At 73.3% G+C, this 22,469-nt stretch carries 19 protein-coding genes; 4 read left to right on the top strand and 15 right to left on the bottom strand.

Features of this window, described 5'->3' with window-relative positions:
• Positions 1-417 precede the first annotated feature (417 nt).
• The 7 genes from AOK09_RS14200 to AOK09_RS14170 all read right to left on the bottom strand — a co-directional run bounded on the left by AOK09_RS14200 (position 418) and on the right by AOK09_RS14170 (position 7,487).
• Positions 418-1,074, bottom strand: a complete 657-nt coding sequence (locus AOK09_RS14200; protein WP_245687284.1) for a pentapeptide repeat-containing protein — start codon at positions 1,072-1,074, stop codon at positions 418-420.
• Between the two features lie 99 nt (positions 1,075-1,173).
• The gene (locus tag AOK09_RS14195; RefSeq protein WP_055587541.1) at positions 1,174-1,380 is read right to left on the bottom strand and encodes a DUF6059 family protein; all 207 of its coding nucleotides are present in this window, start codon (positions 1,378-1,380) and stop codon (positions 1,174-1,176) included.
• Positions 1,377-3,155 (bottom strand): acyltransferase domain-containing protein, encoded by a 1,779-nt coding sequence (locus AOK09_RS43175; protein ID WP_063795950.1) that lies wholly within the window; start codon positions 3,153-3,155, stop codon positions 1,377-1,379. The genes AOK09_RS14195 and AOK09_RS43175 overlap by 4 nt, the downstream gene beginning before the upstream one ends.
• Before the next feature lie 270 nt (positions 3,156-3,425).
• Positions 3,426-3,680 carry an acyl carrier protein gene (locus AOK09_RS14185; RefSeq protein WP_055587540.1) on the bottom strand — a complete coding sequence of 85 codons (255 nt, stop codon included), beginning with the start codon at positions 3,678-3,680 and terminating at the stop codon, positions 3,426-3,428.
• Between the two features lie 42 nt (positions 3,681-3,722).
• On the bottom strand, positions 3,723-4,940 hold the full coding sequence (locus tag AOK09_RS14180; RefSeq protein ID WP_055587539.1) for a ketosynthase chain-length factor: 1,218 nt from the start codon (positions 4,938-4,940) through the stop codon (positions 3,723-3,725).
• Complete coding sequence (locus tag AOK09_RS14175; RefSeq protein WP_055587538.1) at positions 4,937-6,202, bottom strand: beta-ketoacyl-[acyl-carrier-protein] synthase family protein; 1,266 nt, start codon at positions 6,200-6,202, stop codon at positions 4,937-4,939. Before AOK09_RS14175 ends, AOK09_RS14180 begins: the two co-directional genes overlap by 4 nt.
• 490 nt (positions 6,203-6,692) lie before the next feature.
• On the bottom strand, positions 6,693-7,487 hold the full coding sequence (locus tag AOK09_RS14170) for an AfsR/SARP family transcriptional regulator (RefSeq protein WP_055587537.1): 795 nt from the start codon (positions 7,485-7,487) through the stop codon (positions 6,693-6,695).
• 258 nt (positions 7,488-7,745) lie between these two features.
• Here AOK09_RS14170 and AOK09_RS14165 point away from each other — a divergent pair, with 258 nt between their 5' ends.
• The 4 genes from AOK09_RS14165 (at position 7,746) to AOK09_RS14150 (ending at position 12,329) form a co-directional block, all read left to right on the top strand.
• Positions 7,746-8,024, top strand: coding sequence for a hypothetical protein (locus AOK09_RS14165; RefSeq protein ID WP_157875895.1), 279 nt, complete (start codon positions 7,746-7,748; stop codon positions 8,022-8,024).
• Entirely contained in the window at positions 8,021-10,285 is a 2,265-nt protein-coding gene (locus AOK09_RS14160; RefSeq protein ID WP_055587535.1) for a TOMM precursor leader peptide-binding protein, read from the top strand. Before AOK09_RS14165 ends, AOK09_RS14160 begins: the two co-directional genes overlap by 4 nt.
• A gap of 123 nt (positions 10,286-10,408) precedes the next feature.
• A complete protein-coding gene (locus tag AOK09_RS14155; RefSeq protein WP_079063049.1) occupies positions 10,409-11,668 on the top strand; it encodes a sensor histidine kinase in 1,260 nt (419 codons plus the stop codon).
• 46 nt (positions 11,669-11,714) lie between these two features.
• Positions 11,715-12,329 (top strand): response regulator transcription factor, encoded by a 615-nt coding sequence (locus tag AOK09_RS14150; RefSeq protein ID WP_055587534.1) that lies wholly within the window; start codon positions 11,715-11,717, stop codon positions 12,327-12,329.
• A 7-nt stretch (positions 12,330-12,336) separates the two neighbouring features.
• Here AOK09_RS14150 and AOK09_RS14145 read toward each other — a convergent pair whose 3' ends face one another.
• The 8 genes from AOK09_RS14145 to cimA form a co-directional block, all read right to left on the bottom strand.
• Positions 12,337-13,170 (bottom strand): 4'-phosphopantetheinyl transferase family protein, encoded by an 834-nt coding sequence (locus AOK09_RS14145; protein ID WP_055587533.1) that lies wholly within the window; start codon positions 13,168-13,170, stop codon positions 12,337-12,339.
• Between the two features lies 1 nt (position 13,171).
• Complete coding sequence (locus AOK09_RS14140) at positions 13,172-14,401, bottom strand: acyltransferase domain-containing protein (protein ID WP_055587532.1); 1,230 nt, start codon at positions 14,399-14,401, stop codon at positions 13,172-13,174.
• Positions 14,402-14,459: 58 nt separating this feature from the next.
• Positions 14,460-16,187, bottom strand: coding sequence for an acyl-CoA dehydrogenase family protein (locus AOK09_RS14135; RefSeq protein ID WP_055587531.1), 1,728 nt, complete (start codon positions 16,185-16,187; stop codon positions 14,460-14,462).
• Complete coding sequence (locus AOK09_RS14130) at positions 16,184-17,956, bottom strand: fatty acyl-AMP ligase (RefSeq protein ID WP_265736722.1); 1,773 nt, start codon at positions 17,954-17,956, stop codon at positions 16,184-16,186. The genes AOK09_RS14135 and AOK09_RS14130 overlap by 4 nt, the downstream gene beginning before the upstream one ends.
• A gap of 199 nt (positions 17,957-18,155) precedes the next feature.
• Entirely contained in the window at positions 18,156-18,788 is a 633-nt protein-coding gene (locus AOK09_RS14125) for an antibiotic biosynthesis monooxygenase family protein (protein WP_055587529.1), read from the bottom strand.
• Positions 18,775-19,776 carry an aromatase/cyclase gene (locus AOK09_RS14120; RefSeq protein ID WP_322973173.1) on the bottom strand — a complete coding sequence of 334 codons (1,002 nt, stop codon included), beginning with the start codon at positions 19,774-19,776 and terminating at the stop codon, positions 18,775-18,777. The genes AOK09_RS14125 and AOK09_RS14120 overlap by 14 nt, the downstream gene beginning before the upstream one ends.
• Before the next feature lie 132 nt (positions 19,777-19,908).
• Positions 19,909-20,937 carry a ketoacyl-ACP synthase III family protein gene (locus AOK09_RS14115; RefSeq protein WP_055587528.1) on the bottom strand — a complete coding sequence of 343 codons (1,029 nt, stop codon included), beginning with the start codon at positions 20,935-20,937 and terminating at the stop codon, positions 19,909-19,911.
• A gap of 63 nt (positions 20,938-21,000) precedes the next feature.
• Positions 21,001-22,469, bottom strand: a 1,469-nt coding sequence (gene cimA, locus AOK09_RS14110; protein WP_055587527.1) for a citramalate synthase, incomplete at its 5' end; no start/stop codon positions are given.

Here is a 22,469-nt window from a genome sequence, read left to right as displayed (position 1 = left end):
GCTGAGGGGGGTGGGGCGTACGGGTGCGGGAGGAGCGGCGGTCGCGTCGGATCCGCCGGGCTGTTCCGTGCACGGGGATTGACCCCCTTCCTCCACGCCCTGTAAAAACAGGGCGCGGTGGACTCGGGGCGCGGGTCGGCCGAATCCGCGGCGGGCGGGCTCGGTCACCACCGGAAAGCAGGTGCGACGCATGCTCTCGCAGGACCGAAATGAGAGCGCTCTCAGAGCGGCGCCAGGGGTGGCACCGCGCCATGTGCCGATCGCGCCCCCGGGCGCGGCCACCGGCACCGCACCGCTGGACCCGGCCGCGCATCCCTGACCCCGGTCACCTGTCCCTGTGTCGGGGACGGGAGGGAGCAGGGCCGGGGCGTGTCGCCCCGGCCCTCCTTCAGCGACGGTGCCCGGCTCCGCGGCCGATCAGCGGTCCCGCACCGTGATCCCCAGCGAGGCCGCGAGCAGCGGGGCGAGTTCCAGCAGCTGCAGCGAGGAGACCGTCGCACCGCGCAGTGAGTCCAGCCCTCCGGCGATCCCCAGCGTGGTGGCGTCCCGCAGATCGACCCTGCTGAGGGTGGCCCGGTCGAACCGCACCTCCTCCAGAGCCGAGCCGGGGAAGGACACCTCGGTGAGCCGGGCCCCGCCGAAGTCCACGTCGCGCAGCAGGCAGTCGGTGAACGACACCTCCCGCAGCTGGGCGCCGCGCAGATTGACCGAGTCCAGCTTGCAGTTGTGGAAGGCGACCCGCCGCAGCTCGGCGTCGTAGACCTCCAGACCGGCCAGCATCCCGGCGACCACCTCGGCGTCCAGCCAGGTGCTGTGGGACAGATCGGTGCCCACCCAGCGGACGGTGTGCAGCCAGACGTCGTTGAACCGGGCCCGCCGCAGCCGGCCCCCGGTGAAGGTGACCGAGGAGAAGGCGCACTCGGTGAACCGGGCCCCACCGGCCGACGGCTGCTCGACGTCCAGGCCGTCGAAGAGCAGGGTGTCGTGGTACTCGTCGGCGCCCAGCTCCCCCTCGAACGTCACCAGATGGTCCGCATACGGCAGGTCGTCGCGTTCGCGGGGGGACTTCGGCACGGGGGCCTCGCAGGGTCGGAGGGGGATCGGCCCCGGCATCGTCGCAGGCACCACCGACAGGCGGGGCGCGTCAGGGCCGTCCCTTCGCCGCATCCCGGGTCAGGACCGCCGTCCGGGGGCGGTCAGCGACCGTTCGAGCAGCAGCTCGATCTCGCTCAGCGGCAGATCGGGGCGCAGCCGCTCCGGATGGCGGGGCGGGGGCCCGGCCGGCTGCCACTCGTCCTCCACCGGGGGGACGTACACCCACAGGCAGCCGGCCGCGATCACCCCCTCGCCGAGGCGGCGCAGCAGTCGGCGCAGTGTCATGACAGGGCCGCCGGGGTGAGCGCTCTGGCGGACTCGGCGGCGGGCTCGGCCGTCCAGGTCCAGAGCCGGGAGAGTGCCTGCTGGTCCAGGTCGTGGCCCTCGGTCCAGATCCGGGCGGCGGCGCCGAGCACGCTGCGCCGGTCGTCCTCCGGAGTGCCGGGCTTGGCCGGCAGCAGGGCCACGGCGGCGCTGGAGCCCAGCCGTACGGCGCGGTGGCGGCGGGCGAAGGCGGTGAGGGTCTGCCGGGGGCCGGCCTCCACCAGCAGCACGTCGTCCGCGGCGAGCAACTGCTCCAGGGCGGGGGCGAACCAGACGGTGTCGGTGAGCTGGCGGGCCCAGTAGCGGGGGCTCAGCGCCTCCTCGGGCCCCATCAGTTCACCGGTGTAGCCGGAGTAGAACGGCAGCTCCGGCTCGCTGAACCGCAGGCCCCGGTAGGCGATCTCGACGGCGTCGGAGGCGGGGGCCATCGCCGGGCAGTGGAAGGGGCTGGTGGCCGGTACGGCGACCACGGTGTGTCCGTCGGCGCGCAGCGCGGCGGCCACCTCGGCCAGCGGCCCGGTGGGACCGGCCAGCATGGTCTGCTGGTTGGCGTTGACCGCGGCGACGGCCACGTCGCCGAAGAGGTAGGGCCGCAGCGCCGACTCGGAGGCGGCGACCGCGAGCATTCCGCCCGCCGGAATCTTCACCGCGTGCCGCACCCGCTCCCGCATCATGGCGACCGCGTCGGGCAGCGACACCACCCCGGCGAGGGTCGCCGCGACCAGCTCCCCGGCGCTGTGGCCCAGCAGCGCCGCCGGGCGCACGCCCCAGCTGAGCACCATCCGGCCGAGTGCGTAGTCGACCGCGAAGAGCAGCGGCTGGGCGCGGCGGACGTCGTCGATCGGGATCACGGGGCGGTCGCCGAGCCAGTCGGCCCGCACCGCCGGGCCCTCGTCGCCGAAGAGGTCCAGTACGGCGTCCACGGCGGCGGTGAAGACCGGCTCGTGCCCGTAGAGCCCGGCGGCCATCGCACTGTGCTGGGAGCCCTGGCCGGGGAAGAGCAGCGCGACCGGGCGGGGCCGGCCGGTGGTGGTCGCCCTGGCCGCCTCGACGGCGGCGGGGGCCTGCCGTGCGGTGGTGACGGCGGCGGCCCGCACCGGGCCGAAGGCCCGTCCGTACGGGACCGCGGTGGGCAGGGCGGGGAAGCCCTGCGGCTGCATGTCCTCCAGCAGGGTGCGCAGTTCCTGCCGGACCTGCCGCTCGCCGGGTTCGTCACGGCCGGACCACACCAGCAGCCGGTGCCGGTCGGGGTCGCTGACCGGGCCGCCGTGGCGCAGCGGGCGCAGCACCACCGAGTGCTCCGGGTCCAGCGGGGAGCTGGGCCAGGGGCCGAGCCCGGCCAGGTCCAGGACGCCGACCACGGGGCCCTCGGCGACGGCCTCCGCCGCGCGGCGCAGCACCTGGACGGTGACGGTGCCGGTGATGGGGTCGTCGAGAGTGGCCAGCAGTGCCAGGTCGGTGGTCTTCTCCTGGAGTTCGCGGTGGGCGAGCCGCAGGGCCTGGCCGGGGGTGGCCAGGGTGCGGACCGGCAGCCCGCGGTGGTCCTGCGGCGGTGTCCCGGAGGGTTCGAAGCCGCCGACGTACAGCACCGTGCGGGCGGGCAGACGGTCGGGGCGGTGGTGCCCGAGCGACTCCAGCAGCGGCCCGGGGACGTCGGCGGCGGTTCTGCGCAGCCGGCCCGAGCCCGCCTCGACCGTAAGGCGGCGGGTCACCGCGGTGTGGGCTGTGAGCGACATCCGTGCTCTCCTTGCGGGGTCGGGTACGAAGGATCGCGGACAGGGGGCCCGGGCCCAGCCGCCAAGCTCCAGGGGCGCGGGGAACCGCGCGGTCGGCCCGCCGTGACGGCGCCGGGCTTCTCGCGCGGTTCCCCGCGCCCCTGGGTGTGCAGAGCTCCCGTGGCCCGCGGGCCCGGGTCTGTGCGGGGTCGTCCGTGGTTCCGCGGTGGCGCCGCGGACCGGGGTCGGTGCCGTCGGCCGCCCCGCCTGGTGGTGGGGCGGCCGGCCGGGTCAGGAGGCGGTGTTGATGAGGGCCAGCAGGGCGCGGGGGGTCTCCGCGTCCACGACCGCGTCGTCCGGGATGACCAGGCCGTACTCGCGCTGGATCTGCCCGATGACCTGGAGCAGGGCCAGCGAGTCGTAGCCGAGGTCGATGAAGGGCGTGTCGATGACGTCGCCGTCCAGGTCGACGCCCTCCTCCTCGCCGGCGCTCTCGCGCAGCATCCGGGTCAGGTCGGCGAGGGTCACTTCGGTGGTGATGGGCATGGCTGGTCCTCTCTGGGATGGGGCGCGGAAGGTGGGAAAGGGTCAGGCACTGCGGCGGACGACCAGGGCGGCGTTGAAGCCGCCGTGGCCGCGGGTGAGCACCAGGGCGGTGCGCAGCTGCGCATCCCTGGCCTCGGTGACCAGGTCGATGGAGTACTCGGGGGCCGCGGCGGTCACCGGGGCGGTCGGCGGGATGACACCGTCGCGCAGCGCCAGCAGCGCGGTCGCCACATCGAGGGCGGAGCCGCCGGCCAGCAGCCGCCCGGTCATGCTCTTGGGGGCGGTCACCGGGACGGCGCGGGCGCCGAAGACGCCCTCGATGGCCTGGGCCTCGGCGCGGTCCAGGGCCGGGGTCCCGGCGGCGTCGGCGAAGACCACGTCGATGTCGGCGGGGGTGAGTCCGGCGTCGGCCAGGGCGTTCTCCGCGGCGCGGCGCAGCCCGGGCGGACGGCCGGAGCCGGGGGCAGGGTCGAGGGTGGCGGCGTAGCCGGCGATCTCGCCGTAGATCTGGGCCGCGCCGCGGGTGCGGGCCGAGTCGGCGTCCTCGACGACCAGGATCGCGCCGCCCTCGCCGGGGACGTAGCCGCTCGCCTCGGCGGAGAACGGCAGAAAGGCGCGGGTGGGGTCGGGCTCGGTGCTGAGCAGGCCGGAGGCGATCTGCGGCACCCAGCCCCAGGGGCAGACGGCGGCGTCGACGCCGCCGGAGACCACCAGCGGGACGCCCTTGCGGATGTGCCGCCGGGCGTGGCCGAGCGAGTCGATGCCGCCGGCCTGCTCGGTGAGCAGCACCCCGCTGGGGCCGCGCATCTTGTGCCGGATGGAGATCTGACCGGTGTTCACCGCGTAGAACCAGGCGAAGGACTGGTACGCGCTGACGTACTCCTTGCCCTGGCTCCACAGGTTCTGCAGCTCTCGCTGGCCGAACTCGACGGCGCCCCCGGAGGCCGCGGTGACCACGCCCATGCCGTACTCCGGCAGCTGGTCGGGGACGACGGCGGCGTCCTTGATGGCCCACTCGGCGGCGGCCAGCGCCAGCCGGGTCATGTGGTCGGTCTGCGGCATCAGCCGGCTGGGGATGTGCTCCTCGGCGACGAAGCCGGGGACCTCCCCGGCGACGGTGGAGGGGTACTGGGAGGCGTCGAAGCGGGTGATCCGGCCGAGGCCGGACTGCCCGGCCAGGGTCGCCTTCCAGTACTCCTCGGTGCCCAGGCCGTTGGGAGCCGCGACCCCCAGGCCGGTCACCACCGTGGTGGGGCTCATGACAGGCTCCTCTCCGGCCTGGCCAGCACCATCGCGCTCTGGAAGCCGCCGAAGCCGCTGCCGACGCTGAGCACGGTGTCGGTCTGCTTCTCACGGGCGACCAGCGGGATGTAGTCCAGGTCGAGTTCCGGGTCGGGCTCGTGCAGATTGGCGGTGGGCGGCAGCACGCCGTGCTCCATCGCCAGGGCGCAGGCGGCGATCTCCAGGGAGCCGATGGCGCCCAGCGAGTGGCCGATCATCGACTTGATGGAGCTGACCGGGGTCTCGTAGGCGTGGGCGCCCAGGCTCTTCTTGAAGGCCCCGGTCTCGTGGCGGTCGTTCATCTTGGTGCCGGAGCCGTGGGCGTTGATGTAGTCGATGGACGTGGGGTCGAGCCGGGCCTCGTCCAGTGCGGCGTCGATGGCCTGGGACATCTCCCGGCCGTCGGGCTTGAGGCCGGTCATGTGGTACGCGTTGCAGCGCGCGGCGAAGCCGGCGATCTCCGCGTAGATGTGCGCCCCGCGGGCCCGGGCCGCCTCCAGCTCCTCCAGGACCAGGATCGCCGCGCCCTCGCCCAGCACCAGGCCGCTGCGGGTCCGGTCGAAGGGGCGGCAGGCGTGCTCGGGGTCGTCGTTGCGGGGGGTGGTGGCGTGGATGGCGTCGAAGCAGGCCGAGGTGATGGGGGAGATCGGCGCCTCGGTGGCGCCGGCGATCATCACGTCGGCGGTGCCCTCGCGGATCAGCTCCACGGCGTGGCCGAGCGAGTCCAGCCCGGAGGTGCAGCCGGTGGAGACCACTGCGGCGGGGCCCTCGGCACCGGCGGCGAAGCCGACCTCGGCCGCCATGGAGCTGGGGACGAAGTGCCGGTAGAGCTCGGGCACGGCGTACTCGTGGTCGACGTTCCACTTCCGGCCGCCGTCGCTGACCACGACGTACTCGCGCTCCAGGCTGGTCGTGCAGCCGACGGCGCTGCCCAGGGAGGTGCCGACCCGGCCGGGGTCGAGGGCGGAGAGGTCCAGGCCGCTGTCGGCGACCGCCTCGCGGGTGGAGACCACCGCGAACTGGGCGGCCCGGTCGAGCCGGCGGATCTCCTGGGGGGACAGGCCTGCGGCCTTGGGGTCGAAGTCGCACTCGGCGGCGACCTGGGAGCGGAACGGCGAGGCGTCGAAGAACGAGATGGTCCGCGTCGCCGAACGGCCCGCGGTGAGCAGCTCCCAGTAGTTCTTGACACCCACGCCGCCCGGCGCCACGACGCCCAGACCGGTGATGACGACTCTGCGCATCGCCGTTACCTCGCCTTCGCCGGGGCCGGGTGCCGCTGAGGGCTCCTGCCGGTCGGAACTGTGCGGGCCACTGTGGTTCCCTTCGGTCGGGGCCGCTGCTGGATCGGATCCGGCGGCCGGGGCGGTTCAGGGTCTGTTCCTCCCCGCCCCGGGCCGACCGCGCCGGGCAGGGCGCCGCTTGTGGCGTACCCCTGCTGCCGGTGCCGTCATGGTTCGACCCGGCTCTCGACGGACGCTCGGGTCCCCGTGGAACGCTGTGGGGAGGTCGCCGCACGGGTGGTCCCGTGCGGCCCTGGGCCGGCAGTCGCCGGACGAACCCAGGTGCCAGGGGGCGCCCGCCACGGTCCAGGGGCGCGGGGAACCGCGCGCGGCCGGCCCTCCGCGGAGGGGGAGTGGTCGCGCGGTTCCCCGCGCCCCTGGAGGCGTTGCGCGGTCGGGCGCCGGGGGGAGCCGCGGGCGGACGCCGGAGCGGTCGCGGCGGTCCCGCGGGTCAGTTGACGGCGGAGGGCTTCAGGTCCAGCGCCGGGTCACCGGAGAGGACCGCGTGGTGCAGCCGCTGCAGCTTGGGCGAGGGCTCCAGGCCGAGCTCGTGCACCAGGGTGCCGCGCAGCCGCTGGTACGCCTCCAGCGCGCGCCAGGCGCCGCCGGACCGGTGGGTGGCCAGCATCAGCTGGGCGCAGAAGTTCTCGTGCATCGGGTGGCGGGCGGCCAGCACCCGCAGTTCGGGGACGACCTCGTTGTGCCGGCCCAGCCGCAGGTCGGCGTCGATCCGGCGTTCCAGGGTGGCCATCCGGTCCTCGTCCATCCGCAGCACCTCCAGCTCCAGCACGCTGCCGGCCCTGACGTCCACCAGGGCGGGCCCCTGCCACAGGGCGAGTGCGCTGCCGAGCAGTTCGGAGGCCGCGCGGTAGTCCCGGGCGTCGTAGGCGGCCCGGCCGGAGGCGGCCAGCTGCTCGAACTCCTGGACGTCGATCTGTCCGGGCTGCACCTGGAGCAGATAGCCGCCGTGCTGGGTGATCAGCACGTCCTTGGCGTCACGGGTGGGATCGCCGTCCAGAGCGGCGGCGATCTTGCGCCGGAGCTGGAGGATGTACGTCTGCAGGGTGGTCGCCGCACTGCGGGGGACGTCGGCCCCCCAGATCTCCTCCATCAGTGTCGGTACCGTGACCACATGATCGGCCTGCAGCGCGAGCAGGGCGAGTATCTGCCGCGGCTTGGCCGCACTCGGCACGATCGACACGCCGTGTTCATGAGCGGTCAGCGGCCCGAGAACCTTGATCTCCATGGTGCTCTCCCCTCAGCCTCATCCGTCGGTCATCCGGCCGCCGGCGCTTGTCGAAGCATGGGGTCGAGCCTGGCACCACACCTCTTGACTGCCCAGTGAGCCGCTCATGAGGCGGATCGTGAAAATGTCATGCCGCGCGCATGAGTCCCACACTGGGCGCCGAACGGTCCCAGTCCCCACACTCCTGGTCAGGAAACGAGCCGCAGCACGACGTTCGACAAGGCATCCGACCTTCTGGGGGAACACACCATGCAGACCATGGCAGATCCGTCCGTGCTCGCTCTCCGGGCTGACGAGGCCCGCCGCTTCGCCGAGCTCTCGGCCCGCACCGGCCTGGAGCCCGAACTGGCCCAGCGCTACGCCAACGACCCGGTGTCGGTGCTGGCCGAGTTCGGCCTGACCGCCGCCGAGCCGCTGTACCTGGGCGCCGACGACGACTCCCTGCTGCTCATCGAGGACCTCGACCCCGGCAACGACCTCCTGCTGGAGGCCCGCAGCAGCTTCACCATCACCACGCCGGCCCTCCAGGCACGATGAGACCGGAGGCGGAGCGGGCCGGCCGGCCGCTGGGCTTCAAGCCCCATCTGCGCCTCGAAGTCGTCCCGGGCGAGGCGACGTACCTGCTCTCCGCCCAGGGTGTCACCGCCATCCAGGGCAGGTACGTCGAGAAGCTCGCCCCGCTGCTCGACGGGACCCGCACCCTGGAGCGACTGCTCGCGGAGGCGGAGCCGCAGGTGCCCGCCGCCGCGGCCGGCCGGCTGATCGCGGACCTGGCCAGGGCCAACCTGGTCGGGTACCGCGTGCCCGCGGTGGACGACGCCGCCCAGGCGTACTGGGAGCTGGCCGGAGTGGACGGCGGCGAGGCGGAGGCCGCCCTCGGCCGGCTGCCGGTCGCGGTGGTGGCGACCGGACGGATCGACGCCGAGCAGGCCCGACGGGTCTGCTCGGCGTCCGGCCTCGCCGTACGGGACCCCTCGGACACCGCTCCCGCGGCGCTCACCCTGGTCCTCTGCGACGACTATCTCGACCCGCGGCTGCGGGCGATCGACGCCGGACTGCGGTCGGCCGGGCGCCCCTGGCTGCTGGCCAAGCCCGGCGGTGCGCAGCCCTGGATCGGGCCGGTCTTCCAGCCGGGCGGGGCCTGTTGGTCCTGCCTGGCGCACCGGCTGCGCGGCCAGCGGCGCTCCGAGGTGCCGCTCCAGCGGGCGCTCGGCATCACCGGCCCGGTCCCGCGGCCGGAGGCCTCACTCGCGGCGAGCCGCGCCATGGGGCTGCAGGCGGCCGTCCTGGCGTCGGCGCGCTGGCTGGCCGGGGTGCGGGACATGGGCGAGGACGGGATCTGCATCATGGACACCCTGGCCATGAAGACCCGTCACCACAGCGTGCGGCGCCGGCCCCAGTGCGGCGACTGCGGCGACCCCGGCCTGTCGGCGGCCAGGGTGCTGGCACCGGTCGAGCCGGTCTCCCGGCCGAAGGTGCCCGGCACCGAGAGCGGCGACCGGGCGCTGACGCCCGAGCAGATGCTGCGCCGCTACCGCCACCTGGTGAGTCCCGTCACCGGGATCGTGGACGCGGTACGTCCCGACAACCGGCTGCCCGACGGCGTCAACTGCTATGTGTCGGGACGCAATCTGGCGATGGAGCCGCGTACCCTCGCCGGGCTCCGCAGCGGGCTGCGCAGCAGCAGCGGCGGCAAGGGGACCACCCCGCTGGAGGCGGAGGTGGGGGCACTGTGCGAGGCCGCGGAGCGCTACTGCGCCACCCGGCAGGGCGATGAGCCCGTGGTGCGGGACACCCTGCGCGGGCTCGGGTCCCAGGCGCTGCACCCCAACGACTGCCAGCTCTTCGACGAGCGGCAGTTCCGCGCCCGGGAGCGCTGGAACGCCACCCACTCGGCGTTCCACCAGGTGCCGGCGCCCTTCGACCCGGACCGGCCGGTGGACTGGACGCCGGTCTGGTCGCTCACCGCCGGCACCCACCGGCTGCTCCCCACCTCGATGCTCTACTACGGCGAGGACCCGCTCGGGCCGTGGGCGGACTCCAACGGCAACGCGGCCGGAAGCAGTCTGGAGGACGCGATCGTCCAGGGATTCCTGGAAGTAGTTGAACGCGACGCGGTCGCGCTCTGGTGGTACAACCGCACCCGGCATCCCGCCGTGGACCTCGACGCATTCGACGAGCCCTGGATTACCCGGCTGCGTACCGTCTACGCGGGGATGAACCGGGAGGTGTGGGCGGTCGATCTCTCGTCGGATTTCGGCATCCCCGTGATGGCCGCGGTGTCCCGCCGGACGGACAAGGCGGCCGAGGACCTGGCCTTCGGCTTCGGTGCGCACTTCGACCCCCGGATCGCCCTGCGCAGGGCGCTCACCGAAATGGGGCAGCTGCTTCCGGCGGTCTGCGAATCCCGGGCGGACGGCTCCGGTTACCGGCTGCGCGATCCGGAGCTGATGTCCTGGTGGACCGGTGCGACCGTCCGGAACCAGCCGTACCTGACGGCGGATCCCGGTGAGTCGGCCCGCTGTCCGGCCGACTACGGCTACCGGGCCAGGACCGACCTCAGGGAGGACATCGCGGCCGCGGAAAGAATGGTCCGCGCCCGGGGAATGGAACTGCTGGTCCTTGATCAGACCCGGCCGGATATCGAGCTTCCGGTGGTCAGGGTGATCGTCCCGGGAATGCGGCACTTCTGGGCGAGATTTGGTCCCGGCAGGCTGTTTGAGACGCCTGTTCGACTGGGCAGGATCGCCAGACCGACGGCTTTCGAAGATCTCAATCCCATCCCGCTCTTCGTATGAAACGGATGGTTAACAGGGGAACGGGTCTCTCACTGTGGCTGCGTCAAGTCCCGCGCGCTACGATCCGGCTTGACCCAGTGGCCCTGGAGTGGGGGGACCTTGAACGGGACAGAGGTCAGCGGCATGCACACCGACCGCGAGTCCGGAGCCCCTTTCCGGGATCCGCCGCCCTGCTCCGAGCGTGCCGCCCAGGGCGGGACGGTGCCGCTGGCGACGCAGGACCTGCCCGCCCCCCGTATCGCCAGGACGATGACGATCTTCGCGTTGCTGTGCTTCGGCGCGCTGGCGATCACCAATGTGACGATCGCGGGGGCACGGGGCCTGCGGCTGGCCGCCTTCGTGCTCTGCATCCTGGCCGTCTTCGCCGTGCAGGTGGTCAACTCCTCGTCGCGGATCCGCGGGTGGTCGTTATGGCGCAGGGCCGCCTCGCTGGCTCTGCAGGCGGCCCTCACCTACGGGCCGGCCGCGGTCTTCGGCGAGGTCTGGGGAGGCATGCTGGGCTGCCTGGCGGGTTCGACCCTGCTGCTGCTGCCCAAGCGGGCGGGGTGGGGCGCCTTCGGGCTGGTCTCGCTGAGCTCTCTGGGGTTCGGCATCCTGCTGGAGCCCTCGGTCTTCGACATCGTGTACGTCGTCCAGTCCACGATGCTGACCGGTTTCATCATCTACGGGCTGACCCGGCTGGCCGACCTGGTCGCGGAGGTGCACTCCTCCCGTGGTGAGCTGGCCCGGGCGGCGGTCCTCCAGGAGCGGCTGCGGTTCGCCCGGGACCTGCACGACCTGCTGGGCTACAGCCTCTCGGCGATCACGCTGAAGACGGAGCTGATCCGCCGGCTGATCGGGGTGCGGCCGGACCGCGCACGGGAGGAGACCACCGAGGTGCTGGAGGTGTCCCGGCAGGCGCTCGCCGACGTCCGGCTGGTGGCCAGCGGCTACCGGGACATGTCGCTGGCCGAGGAGGCGGAGTCGGTGGCGGGCACCCTGAAGGCGGCCGACATCCAGGCGGAGGTCGCCATCGACTGCGGACGGCTCCATCCGCTGGTCGACACCGTGCTGGCGACGGCGCTGCGTGAGGGGGTCACCAACCTGCTGCGGCACAGCAAGGTGCAGGTGTGCACCATCAGTGCGTCGGTCACCGAGGAAGAAACGGTCCTGCTCACCATGGTCAACGACGGGGTGACCGACGAGCGGCCGGACACCTCCCCGCACAGCGGAAGCGGGATCGGCAACCTGCAGACCCGGCTCGGCGCCATCGGCGGCCGGGTGACCGCGGGAGTGCGGCCGGGTGGGCGCTTCGAGCTGGTGGCGGAGGTGCCCATGCGCCCCAAGAACCCCGCGCCGGCCTCGGAGGGTGCGGGAGAAGGCTGCGTACGGTCCGTGGCCTGAAGGGTCTAGGCTCACCAACCGGGCAACGTCGGGACAAGGGGGGTCAATGCTGTCCGTGAGGATCCTGCTCGCCGAGGACGTCCACATGATCCGCGGCGCACTGGTGGCGCTGCTGGAGCTGGAGCCCGACTTCGAGGTGGTCGCCTCGGTGGACCGGGGCGATCTGATCGTCAGAACCGCCCTGGAGTCCAGACCCGACGTCGCGGTGATCGACGTCGACCTCCCGGGCATCGACGGCCTCACCGCCGCGGCGAGCCTGCACGACAGGCTCCCCGCGTGCCGCACGCTGATCCTCACCAGCCTGGGCAGACCCGGCACACTGCGCCGCGCCATGGCGGCCCAGGTGTCGGGCTTCCTGCTCAAGGACGCGCCGCCGGACCGGCTGGCCCAGGCGGTGCGTGCGGTCGCCCAGGGGCAGCGGGTGGTCGACCCGCAGCTGGCGCTCTCCGCCTGGGACTGCCCGCCCAACCCGCTGTCCCCCCGGGAGCTCGAGGTGCTGAGGATCGCCGCCCGGGGTGCCGACGCCGCCGAGATAGCGGCTTGCCTGTACCTGTCAAAGGGTACCGTGCAGAACTACCTCACCGCCATCGTCACCAAGCTCAACGCCCGCAACCGGATCGACGCCGTCCGGATCGCCGAGGAGGCGGGCTGGATTCCGTGACGGAGCGTCAGAAGCGGTCCGAGGCACGCAGCAGGGCGTCCAGCAGACCCTCGTCCAGGGCCGTCCCCACCGACAGGTCCACGCTGTCGCCGAACCCCGCGTCATGCACCGCGACGCTCACCACATAGCGCTGTTCCAGGCTGAACGTGCCGAAGGTCCAGGCGGAGCCGCCGCGGACCGGCTCCCCGCCGGGCTGCACCAGCCGCGCCTCGTCCCCGTCGAGCGCGAAGCCGAACTCGGTGAAGCGGAACCGCAGCCCCTGCCCCAGCGCCTTGCTGTACGCCTCCTTCAGCGTCCACAGCCGTACCAGGGTGTCATTGCGCAGACTGCAGTCCGCCTGGTCCACCCGGTCCAGCTCGTACCTGGTGAAACCCTGCGTCTCCGAGCCGGTGCCCGCCATCCGGCGGTCCGCCAGCTCGACGTCCACCCCGATCCGGCCCCGCCGGGTCACCCCGACCACCACCACCTCCTCGGTGTGGCTCAGACTGATGTCGATCTGGTCGCAGCCGCGCACATAGGGCCGGCCGCCGGGCTGGTACGCCAGGTCCACCAGCTCCGGCCCGGTCTCGATGGCGGCCGCCGCGGCCTGCCGCAGCAGCAGCCGGGACGCCAGGAAGCGCTCCTGGGCACGCGGATGGGACAGCGACTGGTAGCGCAGCCAGTCCCGGCCCAGCACCGGACGGAACCGCGGCGGCTCGGCCAGCTGCCCCGCCCACGCCCCGAGCGTGCAGTACACCAGGGCCGAACCCGACGCGGCCAGGTCCTCCCGCACCGCGTCCCACGGCCCCCCGGGGTCCAGCGCGGTGCGCAGCGGTGGAAGCTGTTCGGCGGACCCCGTCATCTCAGGCCCTCACCAGGGGGTGGGCCAGCGGCCCCGCGTCCAGTGCGGAGAGCACGCCCGCCAGGTACACCGCGTTGGTCTCCGGACCGCGGCACATGGCCAGGCAGCTCGGCCCCTGGGTGCCGCCCATCCGCCGGATGAACGGGGTGAGCACCACCCGCGGCCCGATCTCCACCACATGGGTCAGCGCCTGCTGGTCCAGCAGCTGCCGGGCCGCTTCGGCGAACCGCACCGGCGAGGTGGCGTGAGCGGTCCAGTACGGCGCGTACAGCGGCTCGTTGGTCAGCCGGCCGTGCACGGTGGAGTAGTACGGCAGCCTCGGCGCGCCGCCCGGAAGACGCCGGGTCACCGCCTCGAACTTGGCCAGCATCGGCTCCATCAGCGGCGAGTGGAAGGCATGGGTCACCTTCAGCTGCATGCAGGCGATCCCGCGGGCCTCCAGCTTGTGCTGGATCCGCTCCAGCCCGCCGATCTCCCCGGAGAGCACGGTCGCCCGGGCGGCGTTGATGGCACCGATGGCCACACCCGGCTCGTCGGCCAGCAGCTCGGCCGCCTCGTAGGGCGCCGCGCAGGTGGCCATCATCCCGCCGCCCGACGGCAGGTACTGCATGAAGGCGCCGCGCACCGCCACCAGCTTGGCCGCGTGCTCCAGGCTGAGCGAGCCGGCGATCGCCGCCGCCGCGAACTCGCCGATGCCGTGGCCCAGCACCGCCACCGGCTGCACCCCGGCCTCCTCCAGCGTCCGGGCCAGCGCGTACTCCACGGCGAACAGCGCCGGCTGGGTGAAGGCGGTCTGGTGGATCCGCTGGTCGCGGCTGAGGATCAGGTCGACCACCGAGGTGCCGGTGTACGGCAGCAGCGCCTCGGCGGCCTCGTCCAGGTAGCGGCGGTAGCCGGTGGAGTGCAGATACAGCCCCGAGGTCATCCCCGGGTGCTGGGAACCCTGCCCGGTGAAGACGAACGCCGCCCGCACCTGCTGCCCGCTGCCGAGCCGGATGTCCCGCAGCTCCAGATAGGCGGAGAGCTCCTGCACGGTCGGGTAGACCCAGATGTCGGTGGGGTCGATCACCGGGCCGAACTCCTCCTCGATGTCCCCGTAGAGGCTCAGCGCGGCGACCGAGTCCAGGCCGAGGTCGGTGAAGGGGATGTCGTCGGCCACCTTCCGGCCCACATAGTGGGACAGCCGCCCCGACAGCCAGCCGTGGTAGTCGGGTTCGCTCGGTGTGTTCATCGCTGTGCTCCTTCGTCGATGTGCGGGGCGCCCGCCGGGGCGCGGTGGAGGGCCCGCGTCAGGCCAGCGCCGAGCCGTAGAGGTCGTAACTGCGACGGCCGTGCAGTCGCGCCAGCACCTCGGCGAGCACCCGCTGCTCGGCGGAGGCGGGGCGGTCCGGCAGGGCCAGTCCCAGGCGGCGGCCGAGCCGGTAGAGGGCCGCCGTGGGCCAGGAGGGGTCGGCCAGGAACGGGTCGTCCTCCGCCCGCTGCTCACGCCACACCCCCAGGCAGGCGGCCGCGGCCAGCACCAGGGCGTAGCGGTCGGCCAGGCCGAAGGCGTGCGGACTGACCAGCGCCCGGCGGTCGTCGGGCGCCATGTCGACGAACACCTTGCGCAGTTCGTCCAGTTCGACGGTGAAGCCGCGGGCCAGGAACCGCAGCGCGGAGCCGCCGTCCCCCTCGGCGTCGCCGTCGTCCGTCTCCTCCGCGGCCTCCAGCAGATCCGTGCAGGCCACCAGGGTGGCCGCCAGCGGATCCCCGTCGCCCAGCAGAGCCGCCTCCGCCAGGTCCAGCGGCGGCAGGTCCGTGTGCAGCCGGAACAGCTCCCCGGGTGCCTCGGGGTCGGCGAACCAGGCGTGCCGGGCGAAGAACGGCAGCTGCGGCAGGATGGACACCTGGCGGCCCGCGCTGCCGGCGTGGCCCAGCGAGGTCACCGGGAGGTCCCTCAGCTGCTTCTGGAACATCCCGTAGGCGCCGTCCTCCGCGAAGCTCTGCTGGCCGAGCACCGCGGACATCTCGTCCATCGACTCCGCCACCAGCTTGGGCGCCAGATAGGCGGCGGTCGCCGCATAGGCGCTCATCTGCTTGGGGATCAGATGCAGCGCCCGGGTGGCGACCAGCGCCAGGCAGTCGCTCACCAGCAGGTCCAGGAAGGCGCCGGTGAGGACGTCCCTGACGTGCTGCACATCCAGCGAGGAGCGGCCGTCGGACCGGGGACGGGCGGCGAACCTGGCGACGGTGCGCAGCGCGGTGTCCCCACCGGCCAGCACGATCGACGGGATCATCCCCCGGATCACCAGGGACGACCGCAGCGACAGCTCGTAGCCGTCCCCGAGCCCGCCCACCAGCGCGGACCGCGGCACCGGGCAGTCGACCACCCGCAGGCCGCCGAACTCGGTGCTGCGCATCCCGTTGGTGGTGTGGCGCTCCAGGTCCTCCACCCGGTCGGGCGGCAGCTCCGTCCGGTCCAGCAGCAGCACCGAGTGCGCCCGGCCGCGCTCCTCGGCACCGGTGCGGGCGAAGACCACCAGCCCGGCCGCCCGTGCGGCGTTGGCGATCACCGCCTTGCTGCCGTCCAGCACGAACCCGTCCGGGTGCGGGCGCGCCTCGAACTCGTCGCGGACGAAGGCGTTCCCGTGCGCCACCTCATGGCGCACCACCGCGATCCGCCGGCCCTCCAGCAGCATCCTGGCGGCCTGCTCCCGCTGGGCGCGGTTGCCGCCGGTCCACACCGGGACGGCGGCGAAGAAGCAGTTCAGCCCGTATCCGAAGCCCAGCGAGGCGTCCCGGCGGAAGATGGGCCGGAGCACCCGGCCCAGCACATCCATCCGGGACAGCCGGCCGCCGAACTCGGGGGGCACGAACTCGGCGTTCAGCCCGTATGCGTCGAGCACCCGCTCGGCCTCGCTGAGCACCTCGCCCCGTGCGTCGGCGGCGAGCAGCGCATGCTGGCCAAGCGGGTTCTCGTCGGAGAGGAGCGGACCGAAGTCCTGCTCCAACCGGTCGATCCGGTCCTGTGGTGTCATCGACGGCTCCCGGCGATTATCCGCTGTATCTCCGGCCTGACCTTCTGGTGGAGTGGCTTCAGCTCGCCCCGCAGGAACAGCCGGCGCATCGCCGAGCGCTCCACCTTGCCGCTGGTGGTGCGGCGTACCGTGCCCGGGCGGACCAGCAGCACCGCACCGGCCTGGAGCTCGAACTCCTGGGAGAGGCAGCTCTCCACCGCGGTGGCCAGACCCGGCAGGTCCACGTCGTACCGGCTTCTGGCCCGCAGCTCCTGGACCACGACCACCTGCTCGCGCCCGGCGGGCACCGCGAAGGCGGTGGTGGAGCCGAACAGCGCACTGACCCGCTGCACGGTCTGCTCCAGGTCCTGCGGGTAGAGGTTGCGCCCGGCCACCACGATCACGTCCTTGAGCCGGCCGGTGACATGGAGCACGCCGTCCTGCACCGCGCCCAGGTCGCCGGTGCGCAGAAAGCCGCTCTCCCCGTCCTCCGTGGTGGCGCCGAAGGTGTGGACGGACTCCCCGGGCCGGCGCCAGTAGCCGTGCGCCACACTGCCGCCGCGGACCCAGATCTCGCCGATCTCTCCGTCGGGCCGCACCGCCAGCGTCTCCGGGTCCACGATCCGCAGCTCCGCGCCCACCGCACGTCCGGCGGGCACCAGGGTGGTGGCGGGGCGGCCGGGCCGCGCCGGGCGCAGGCCGTGGCGCTGCAGCGCTGCGCTGTCCACCTCCCGGCCCGCCCCGTGCGGTTCCCCGGCTCCGCCGCTGACCAGCAGGGTCGCCTCGGCGAGGCCGTAGGCGGCGGTCAGCGCGCCGGGACGCAGGCCCGCGGGGGCGAACCGCTCGGCGAACGCCCGCCAGGTCTCCGCGCGCACCGGCTCCCCGCCGCTGACGGCCCGCTCCCAGCGGGACAGGTCCAGCCCCGCCAGCTGCTCGTCCGTGACGCGGTGGACGCAGAGCTCGTACGCGAAGTCGGGGGCGCCGCTGACCGTCAGGCCGTGTCGGGAGATCGCCTCCAGCCAGCGGACCGGCCGCCGTACGAAGGCCTCCGGCGACAGCAGCACCGAGGTGCCCCCGTGCCACAGCGGATGCAGCAACTGGCCCACCAGGCCCATGTCGTGGTGGAAGGGCAGCCAGCCGCCGAACCGCGACTGCGGACCGGTGCCCAGGGCCTCGGTGATGGCCTGCTGGTTGGCCAGCAGATTGCCGTGGGTCACCACCACGCCCCTGGGCTCCCTGGTGGAACCCGAGGTGTACTGCAGGAAGGCCACCGAGTCGGCGGTCAGCGCCGGCTGCTGCCAGGGCGCCGACGGCGGGACCACGTCGGCGGCCAGGCAGGGGATCTGGCCGTAGCCGTGTCGTGCCAGCAGCCGCGACAGGTCCGGCGCCAGCGCGGCGTCGGTCAGCGCCAGGCAGGGCGCCGCGTCCCTGGCGATGCCCGCGATCCGCTCGGCATGGTGTCCGCGTCCGCCGGGCGGTGCCGTGGGCACGGCGATGGCGCCCGAGTACAGGCAGGCCAGGAAGCTGACCGCGAAGAGCCTGCGGTCGCCGTGCACCACCAGAACCCGCTCTCCCACCGCTCCGCGGTCCTGCAGCCAGCCCGCCAGCCGTTTGGCGGCGGCGTCCAGCGCACGGTAGGAGACCGCCTGCGGCTGTGCCCGCCCGTCGTGCTCGGGCAACAGGACCAGTGCCTCCCTGCCAGGCAGCTCAGCCGCCTTGGCCAGGATGAGCTCTGAGAAGTTGCGGTAGCCGTTCACTGCCTCCCCCTCGCATGCCGTCAGTGCCACCACGCCCTTGAGGCCGGGCCTGTTCGTCTCCGCGGACGGTAGGAGCGTGATCTGGAGGCGGACTCGACCGCGCCCGGAACCGCACGGATGTGTGGCCTTAACTGCATGGTGCGCCGGGGGGCTCGAAGCGCCCTCGGGCCCGGAACGCGGACGAGCCGAGGACCGGGGGGTCCTCGGCTCGTCGCCCGCCGGAGCGGACCGCTCAGCCGGTGATCGCCCGCTCGTAGGCGATGAGGCGGGTGCGCTCGGTGGCCACGTCCGCGGTGCCGGCCATGCCGATCCGGTGCTCCTGGTAGCCGTCGCTGACCAGGGCCCGGTCGCAGGACTCGGAGTCGTACCACCAGGAGAGCCCGAGGTAGTCGGTGGGGCTGACGGTGGAGCGCAGCAGATCGCTGCCGCCGAAGCCGCCGAGCTGGCCGAAGTGCTCCGAGGTGTTGCGGAAGCGCCGCTCGAACTCCCGGTGCTCGCCGACCACCTGGGCGTGGGTCAGCACCACGTTGGCCGAGCCGGGCAGGGCCTCGGTCCGCAGCACCCGGTTGACGCTGACCGCCTGGTCGGCGTGGGCCTCCACCATCGCGCCCAGCCGCTGGACGTGCTTGAGGAAGGCGTCCTCGTGCACCAGCTGCAGAAAACCGTGCAGGCTCCGCCAGTGCGCCAGGTGCACGTACACCTGCGGCCGGTCCACCAGCTGCACCGTGACCAGGAAGTCGAACTGCTCCTGCCGGCGCAGGAACTGGCAGTGCTCGCGGAACTCCCGCTCGAAGGTGTCGACGTCGTCCTTGACGGTGAAGCGGTTGATCACGGTGAGCGGACCGTTGAGATCACGTCCCGGCATGTGCTTCCTCCGCGAACTCCTTGGCATGGCGCAAGGTGGTCGAACTGTTGGTGCCCAGGGCCTTGCGGACCAGTGCCCGCGCCTCCTCCAGGGTGGCCTCCTCGCCGAGCATCCGGCGGACCCCCTCGGGGTCGAGGACGACGGTGTGCCAGGAGGTGGCGACGATCCCGGTGCCGTCCCCGGCCGGTTCGATCACCCAGCGGCCGGTGTGCCCGGCCATCGCGGCGGGCACCCGGGTCTGCTTGTAGACGATGGTGCGGCGGTCGTGGAAGACCACCCGGACCGAGACCGTGTTGTGGGTGGAGCCGTCGGGGCTGCGGGTGTCCATGTCCATGTGCTGGATGCCGGGCTCGTCCTCCGACAGCTCCAGCCGGGCCACGTGCGGCAGCCGCTCGGGCCACAGGTCGGCGCGGTCCAGGAAGGCGAAGACGTCCTCGGCCGAGCCGTCGATCCGCTGGGAGTCGCTGAAAGTGAACAGCAACTCCCCCCGCTGGGCGCCCAGTTCCGCCCCGGCCTTCAGGGCGGCCAGCTCGGCCCGGCTGTTGCGGTCCACGGCCTGCTCGATCAGCTCCACCGCGGCCGGGTCGTCGCCGATGGCGCGGTAGTCGTGCAGCAGGGTCACCCGGGTGCCGTCGCCGTCCTGCTCGACGATCCACTCGCCGCCCATGGACTGCACGGGGGGAGCGGAGACCACCTGGCGGAAGCGGATGCGTCCGGCGCCCGGGTCCAGGGTGCGGGCGGAGGTCCAGGTACGGGCCCGCTCGCCGGCGGTCGCCCAGATCTGCAGCAGCTGCTCGCTGCGGCCGCCGTCCAGCGGGCGCTCCTCCAGCACCTCGACATGGACGGTGGGGCCGAAGAGCTGCGGCCACCCGGACACCTCGGCGACCAGCGCGAAGACATCGGCGGGCTGCGCCGAGACGGTGATGGAGTGCTCGGTGACGCGGACGCCCGTCGTCACGTCCTGGTCTGTCGCGGTGGTTGCGGCCACGGCGAACCTTCCCTTCGGTTCACGCCGCACGCAGGTGCGGCTGCTTCACGGTGTCAGCTGTCGCTTGAGATCGACTTGAGCGGTGGTGCAGCCGGGCCCGGCCGGGCGGCCCGGACTCGAGCGGTGGTGCGGTCAGACCCAGCCGGGCCGCTCCAGGACCTCCACCACGGCGGCCCCCCAGCTGTAGCCGGCCCCGACGCCCACCAGCACGATGCGGTCACCGGGCTTGGCCGCCCCGGACACGGCCAGCCGGTCCAGGCCGGCGAACTGGTCCCCGGCGCCCAGGTGGCCCACCGTGCGGCTCCAGTCCCAGGTGGTGCGCGCCGGGTCGATGCCGAACGGCTGGTAGTAGATGGCCTGCAGACGACGCCGCCCGAAGTGCGGCAGCAGCACCCAGTCGGCCTCGGCGAGCTCCATGTCGGCGTCCGACAGCGCCTGCTTGAGCACCGTCTGCTGGCCGTTGTGCGCCCGGGAGATGGCGAACGACATGCCCACCTCGCCGATGAACGCCTTCTTGGCCTCCTCGAAGTCCACCGGGATGCGGTGGGTGAACGGCGCCGGGCTGAACGGCTCCCGGCCGCGGTGCATCGGCTCCAGGTCGGCGTCGGCGAGCACCGCCAGCGAGCGCAGCCGGGCGAAGCCTCCACGGCGCGACAGCACCAGCGCGGTGGCGCCGTCTGCGTACGGCGTGCCCGGGTCGGTGCGCCAGCGGTCGATGCCGGGCTCGCAGAAGCGGTCCGCGGTGGTCAGCAGGGCGTCGCAGCGGTTGCGGTCGGCGGTGAGATAGGCGCCGGCGAGATCGAGCGCGGCCAGCCCGCCGTTGGACATCTGCCGGATCTCCAGCGCCGGGCAGCTGCCGCCGCCGGCCTCCCGCTGGACGTACGAGGCGACCGGCCACAGGTCCTGGCCCTGGTGGTACGTGTCGGCGTGCAGGATCAGATCGAGGTCCTCGGGGGCGGAACCGGCCCGCTCCAGCGCGGTGCGGGCCGCGTCGGCGGCCATCTCGGCGGCCGACTGGTCGGGCGACCAGGCCACCGACACCATGTCCGTGGCCGACGCCAGCCGGGGTGGGCAGGCGCCGGCCGCCACGGCGTCGGCGACCAGCAGTGAGGAGGGAAGGCGTATCGCGGTCCCCCGGATGAAGATGTCCTCCACTCGCACAGCAACTCCCGGATGGATAGTGATGGGGCGTGGTCGCCGGGACGTCCCCGGCCGGGCCGCCGCTCAGCTCGCCGCGGCGACGGGGGCCAGCCGCTCGATGCCGTCCCGGTCCAGCAGCACGTAGTGGACCGCGTCCAGCAGGGCCCGCCAGGAGGCGGCGACCATGTTCTCGTCGACACCGACGGTGGCCCAGCAGCGGCCGCCGTGCCGGTAGGAGATCAGCACCCGGGCCGCGGCCTCGCTGCCGGCCTCGCCGTTGAGCACCCGGACCTGGTAGTCCACCAGTTCCAGACCGGCCAGCTCGGGGAAGCGCGGGTCGAGCGCCTTGTGCAGGGCCCGGTCCAGGGCGTTGACCGGGCCGTTGCCCTCGCCCGAGGCGATCAGCGGGATGCCGTCCACCCGCAGCCGCACCGAGGCCTCGGTGCGCACCTCGCCCTGCGGCAGCCGGTCCACGCCCACCCGCCAGGACTCCACCTCGAAGGGCTGGGCGAGGCTGCCGCCCGCCAGCTCCTCGCGCAGCAGCAGTTCGAAGGAGGCGTCGGCGGACTCGAAGGCGTAGCCGAGGTTCTCCAGCTCCTTGACCCGGGCGGCGGTGCGTGCCACCTCGTCGGAGCCGGCGGTGACCGGGTAGCCGAGGGAGCGGGCCTTGAGCTCGATGGAGGAGCGTCCGCCCAGGTCCGAGACCAGGGTGCGCATCTCGTTGCCGACCAGCTCCGGCCTGGTGTGCTGGTAGAGGTCGGGGTCGACCCGCAGCGCCGAGGCGTGCAGGCCGGCCTTGTGCACGAAGGCGGTCGCGCCGACGTACGGGGCGGCCGGGTGGCCCGGTACCCCGGTCAGCTCGCCGATCGCCCGGCCCAGGCCGGCGGCCTCGCGCAGCCGCTCCACCGGGACCGCCTCGATACCGCGCTTGAGCACCAGGTTGGCGGTGACGGTGAAGAGGTTGGCGTTGCCGCAGCGCTCGCCGTAGCCGTGCGCGGTGCCCTGCACATGGTCGGCGCCGGCGTCCACGGCGGCCAGGGTGTTGGCGACGGCGCAGCCGGTGTCGTCGTGGCAGTGGATGCCCAGCGCGGCACCGGTGGACTGGAGGGTGTCCAGCACCACGGCGCGTACCTCGTCGGGCAGCGAGCCGCCGTTGGTGTCGCAGAGCACCACCGTCTCGGCGCCCGCCTCGGCGGCGGTCCGCACCACCTCCAGGGCGTACTCGCGGTTGAGCCGGTAGCCGTCGAAGTAGTGCTCGGCGTCGACGAAGACCCGCCGCCCGGCGTGCACCAGGTGCCGCACCGTACTGCTGATCATGGCGAGGTTCTCGGCGAGCGTGGTGCGCAGGGCGAGCTCCACATGGCGCGGGTGGCTCTTGGCCACCAGGGTCACCACGGGGGTCTCCGCCGCCAGCAGCGCCCGCACCTGAGGGTCGACGGAGACCAGCGCTCCCGGCTTGCGGGTGGCCCCGAAGGCCGCCAGCTGTGCCGACCCGAGGTCGAGTTCGGTACGGGCGCGGCGGAAGAACTCGGTGTCGCGGGGGACCGCGCCGG

Origin of the sequence: Peterkaempfera griseoplana (genome assembly GCF_001418575.1) — a bacterium.
GTDB lineage: Bacteria > Actinomycetota > Actinomycetes > Streptomycetales > Streptomycetaceae > Peterkaempfera > Peterkaempfera griseoplana.
Note: the sequence above shows the minus strand (reverse complement) of the source record. Positions and strands in the feature narration are given on the sequence as shown.

Excerpts from the sequence above, each read along its gene's own strand:
- AOK09_RS14180 (WP_055587539.1), bottom strand. The coding sequence starts at position 4,940 with ATGAGCCCCACCACGGTGGTGACCGGCCTGGGGGTCGCGGCTCCCAAC.
- AOK09_RS14125 (WP_055587529.1), bottom strand. The coding sequence starts at position 18,788 with ATGCCGGGACGTGATCTCAACGGTCCGCTCACCGTGATCAACCGCTTC.
- AOK09_RS14140 (WP_055587532.1), bottom strand. The coding sequence starts at position 14,401 with ATGAACACACCGAGCGAACCCGACTACCACGGCTGGCTGTCGGGGCGG.
- AOK09_RS14165 (WP_157875895.1), top strand. The coding sequence starts at position 7,746 with ATGGCAGATCCGTCCGTGCTCGCTCTCCGGGCTGACGAGGCCCGCCGC.
- AOK09_RS14135 (WP_055587531.1), bottom strand. The coding sequence starts at position 16,187 with ATGACACCACAGGACCGGATCGACCGGTTGGAGCAGGACTTCGGTCCG.
- AOK09_RS14185 (WP_055587540.1), bottom strand. The coding sequence starts at position 3,680 with ATGCCCATCACCACCGAAGTGACCCTCGCCGACCTGACCCGGATGCTG.
- AOK09_RS14155 (WP_079063049.1), top strand. The coding sequence starts at position 10,409 with ATGCACACCGACCGCGAGTCCGGAGCCCCTTTCCGGGATCCGCCGCCC.
- AOK09_RS14195 (WP_055587541.1), bottom strand. The coding sequence starts at position 1,380 with ATGACACTGCGCCGACTGCTGCGCCGCCTCGGCGAGGGGGTGATCGCG.
- AOK09_RS14175 (WP_055587538.1), bottom strand. The coding sequence starts at position 6,202 with ATGCGCAGAGTCGTCATCACCGGTCTGGGCGTCGTGGCGCCGGGCGGC.
- AOK09_RS14145 (WP_055587533.1), bottom strand. The coding sequence starts at position 13,170 with ATGACGGGGTCCGCCGAACAGCTTCCACCGCTGCGCACCGCGCTGGAC.
- AOK09_RS43175 (WP_063795950.1), bottom strand. The coding sequence starts at position 3,155 with ATGTCGCTCACAGCCCACACCGCGGTGACCCGCCGCCTTACGGTCGAG.
- AOK09_RS14160 (WP_055587535.1), top strand. The coding sequence starts at position 8,021 with ATGAGACCGGAGGCGGAGCGGGCCGGCCGGCCGCTGGGCTTCAAGCCC.
- AOK09_RS14150 (WP_055587534.1), top strand. The coding sequence starts at position 11,715 with ATGCTGTCCGTGAGGATCCTGCTCGCCGAGGACGTCCACATGATCCGC.
- AOK09_RS14170 (WP_055587537.1), bottom strand. The coding sequence starts at position 7,487 with ATGGAGATCAAGGTTCTCGGGCCGCTGACCGCTCATGAACACGGCGTG.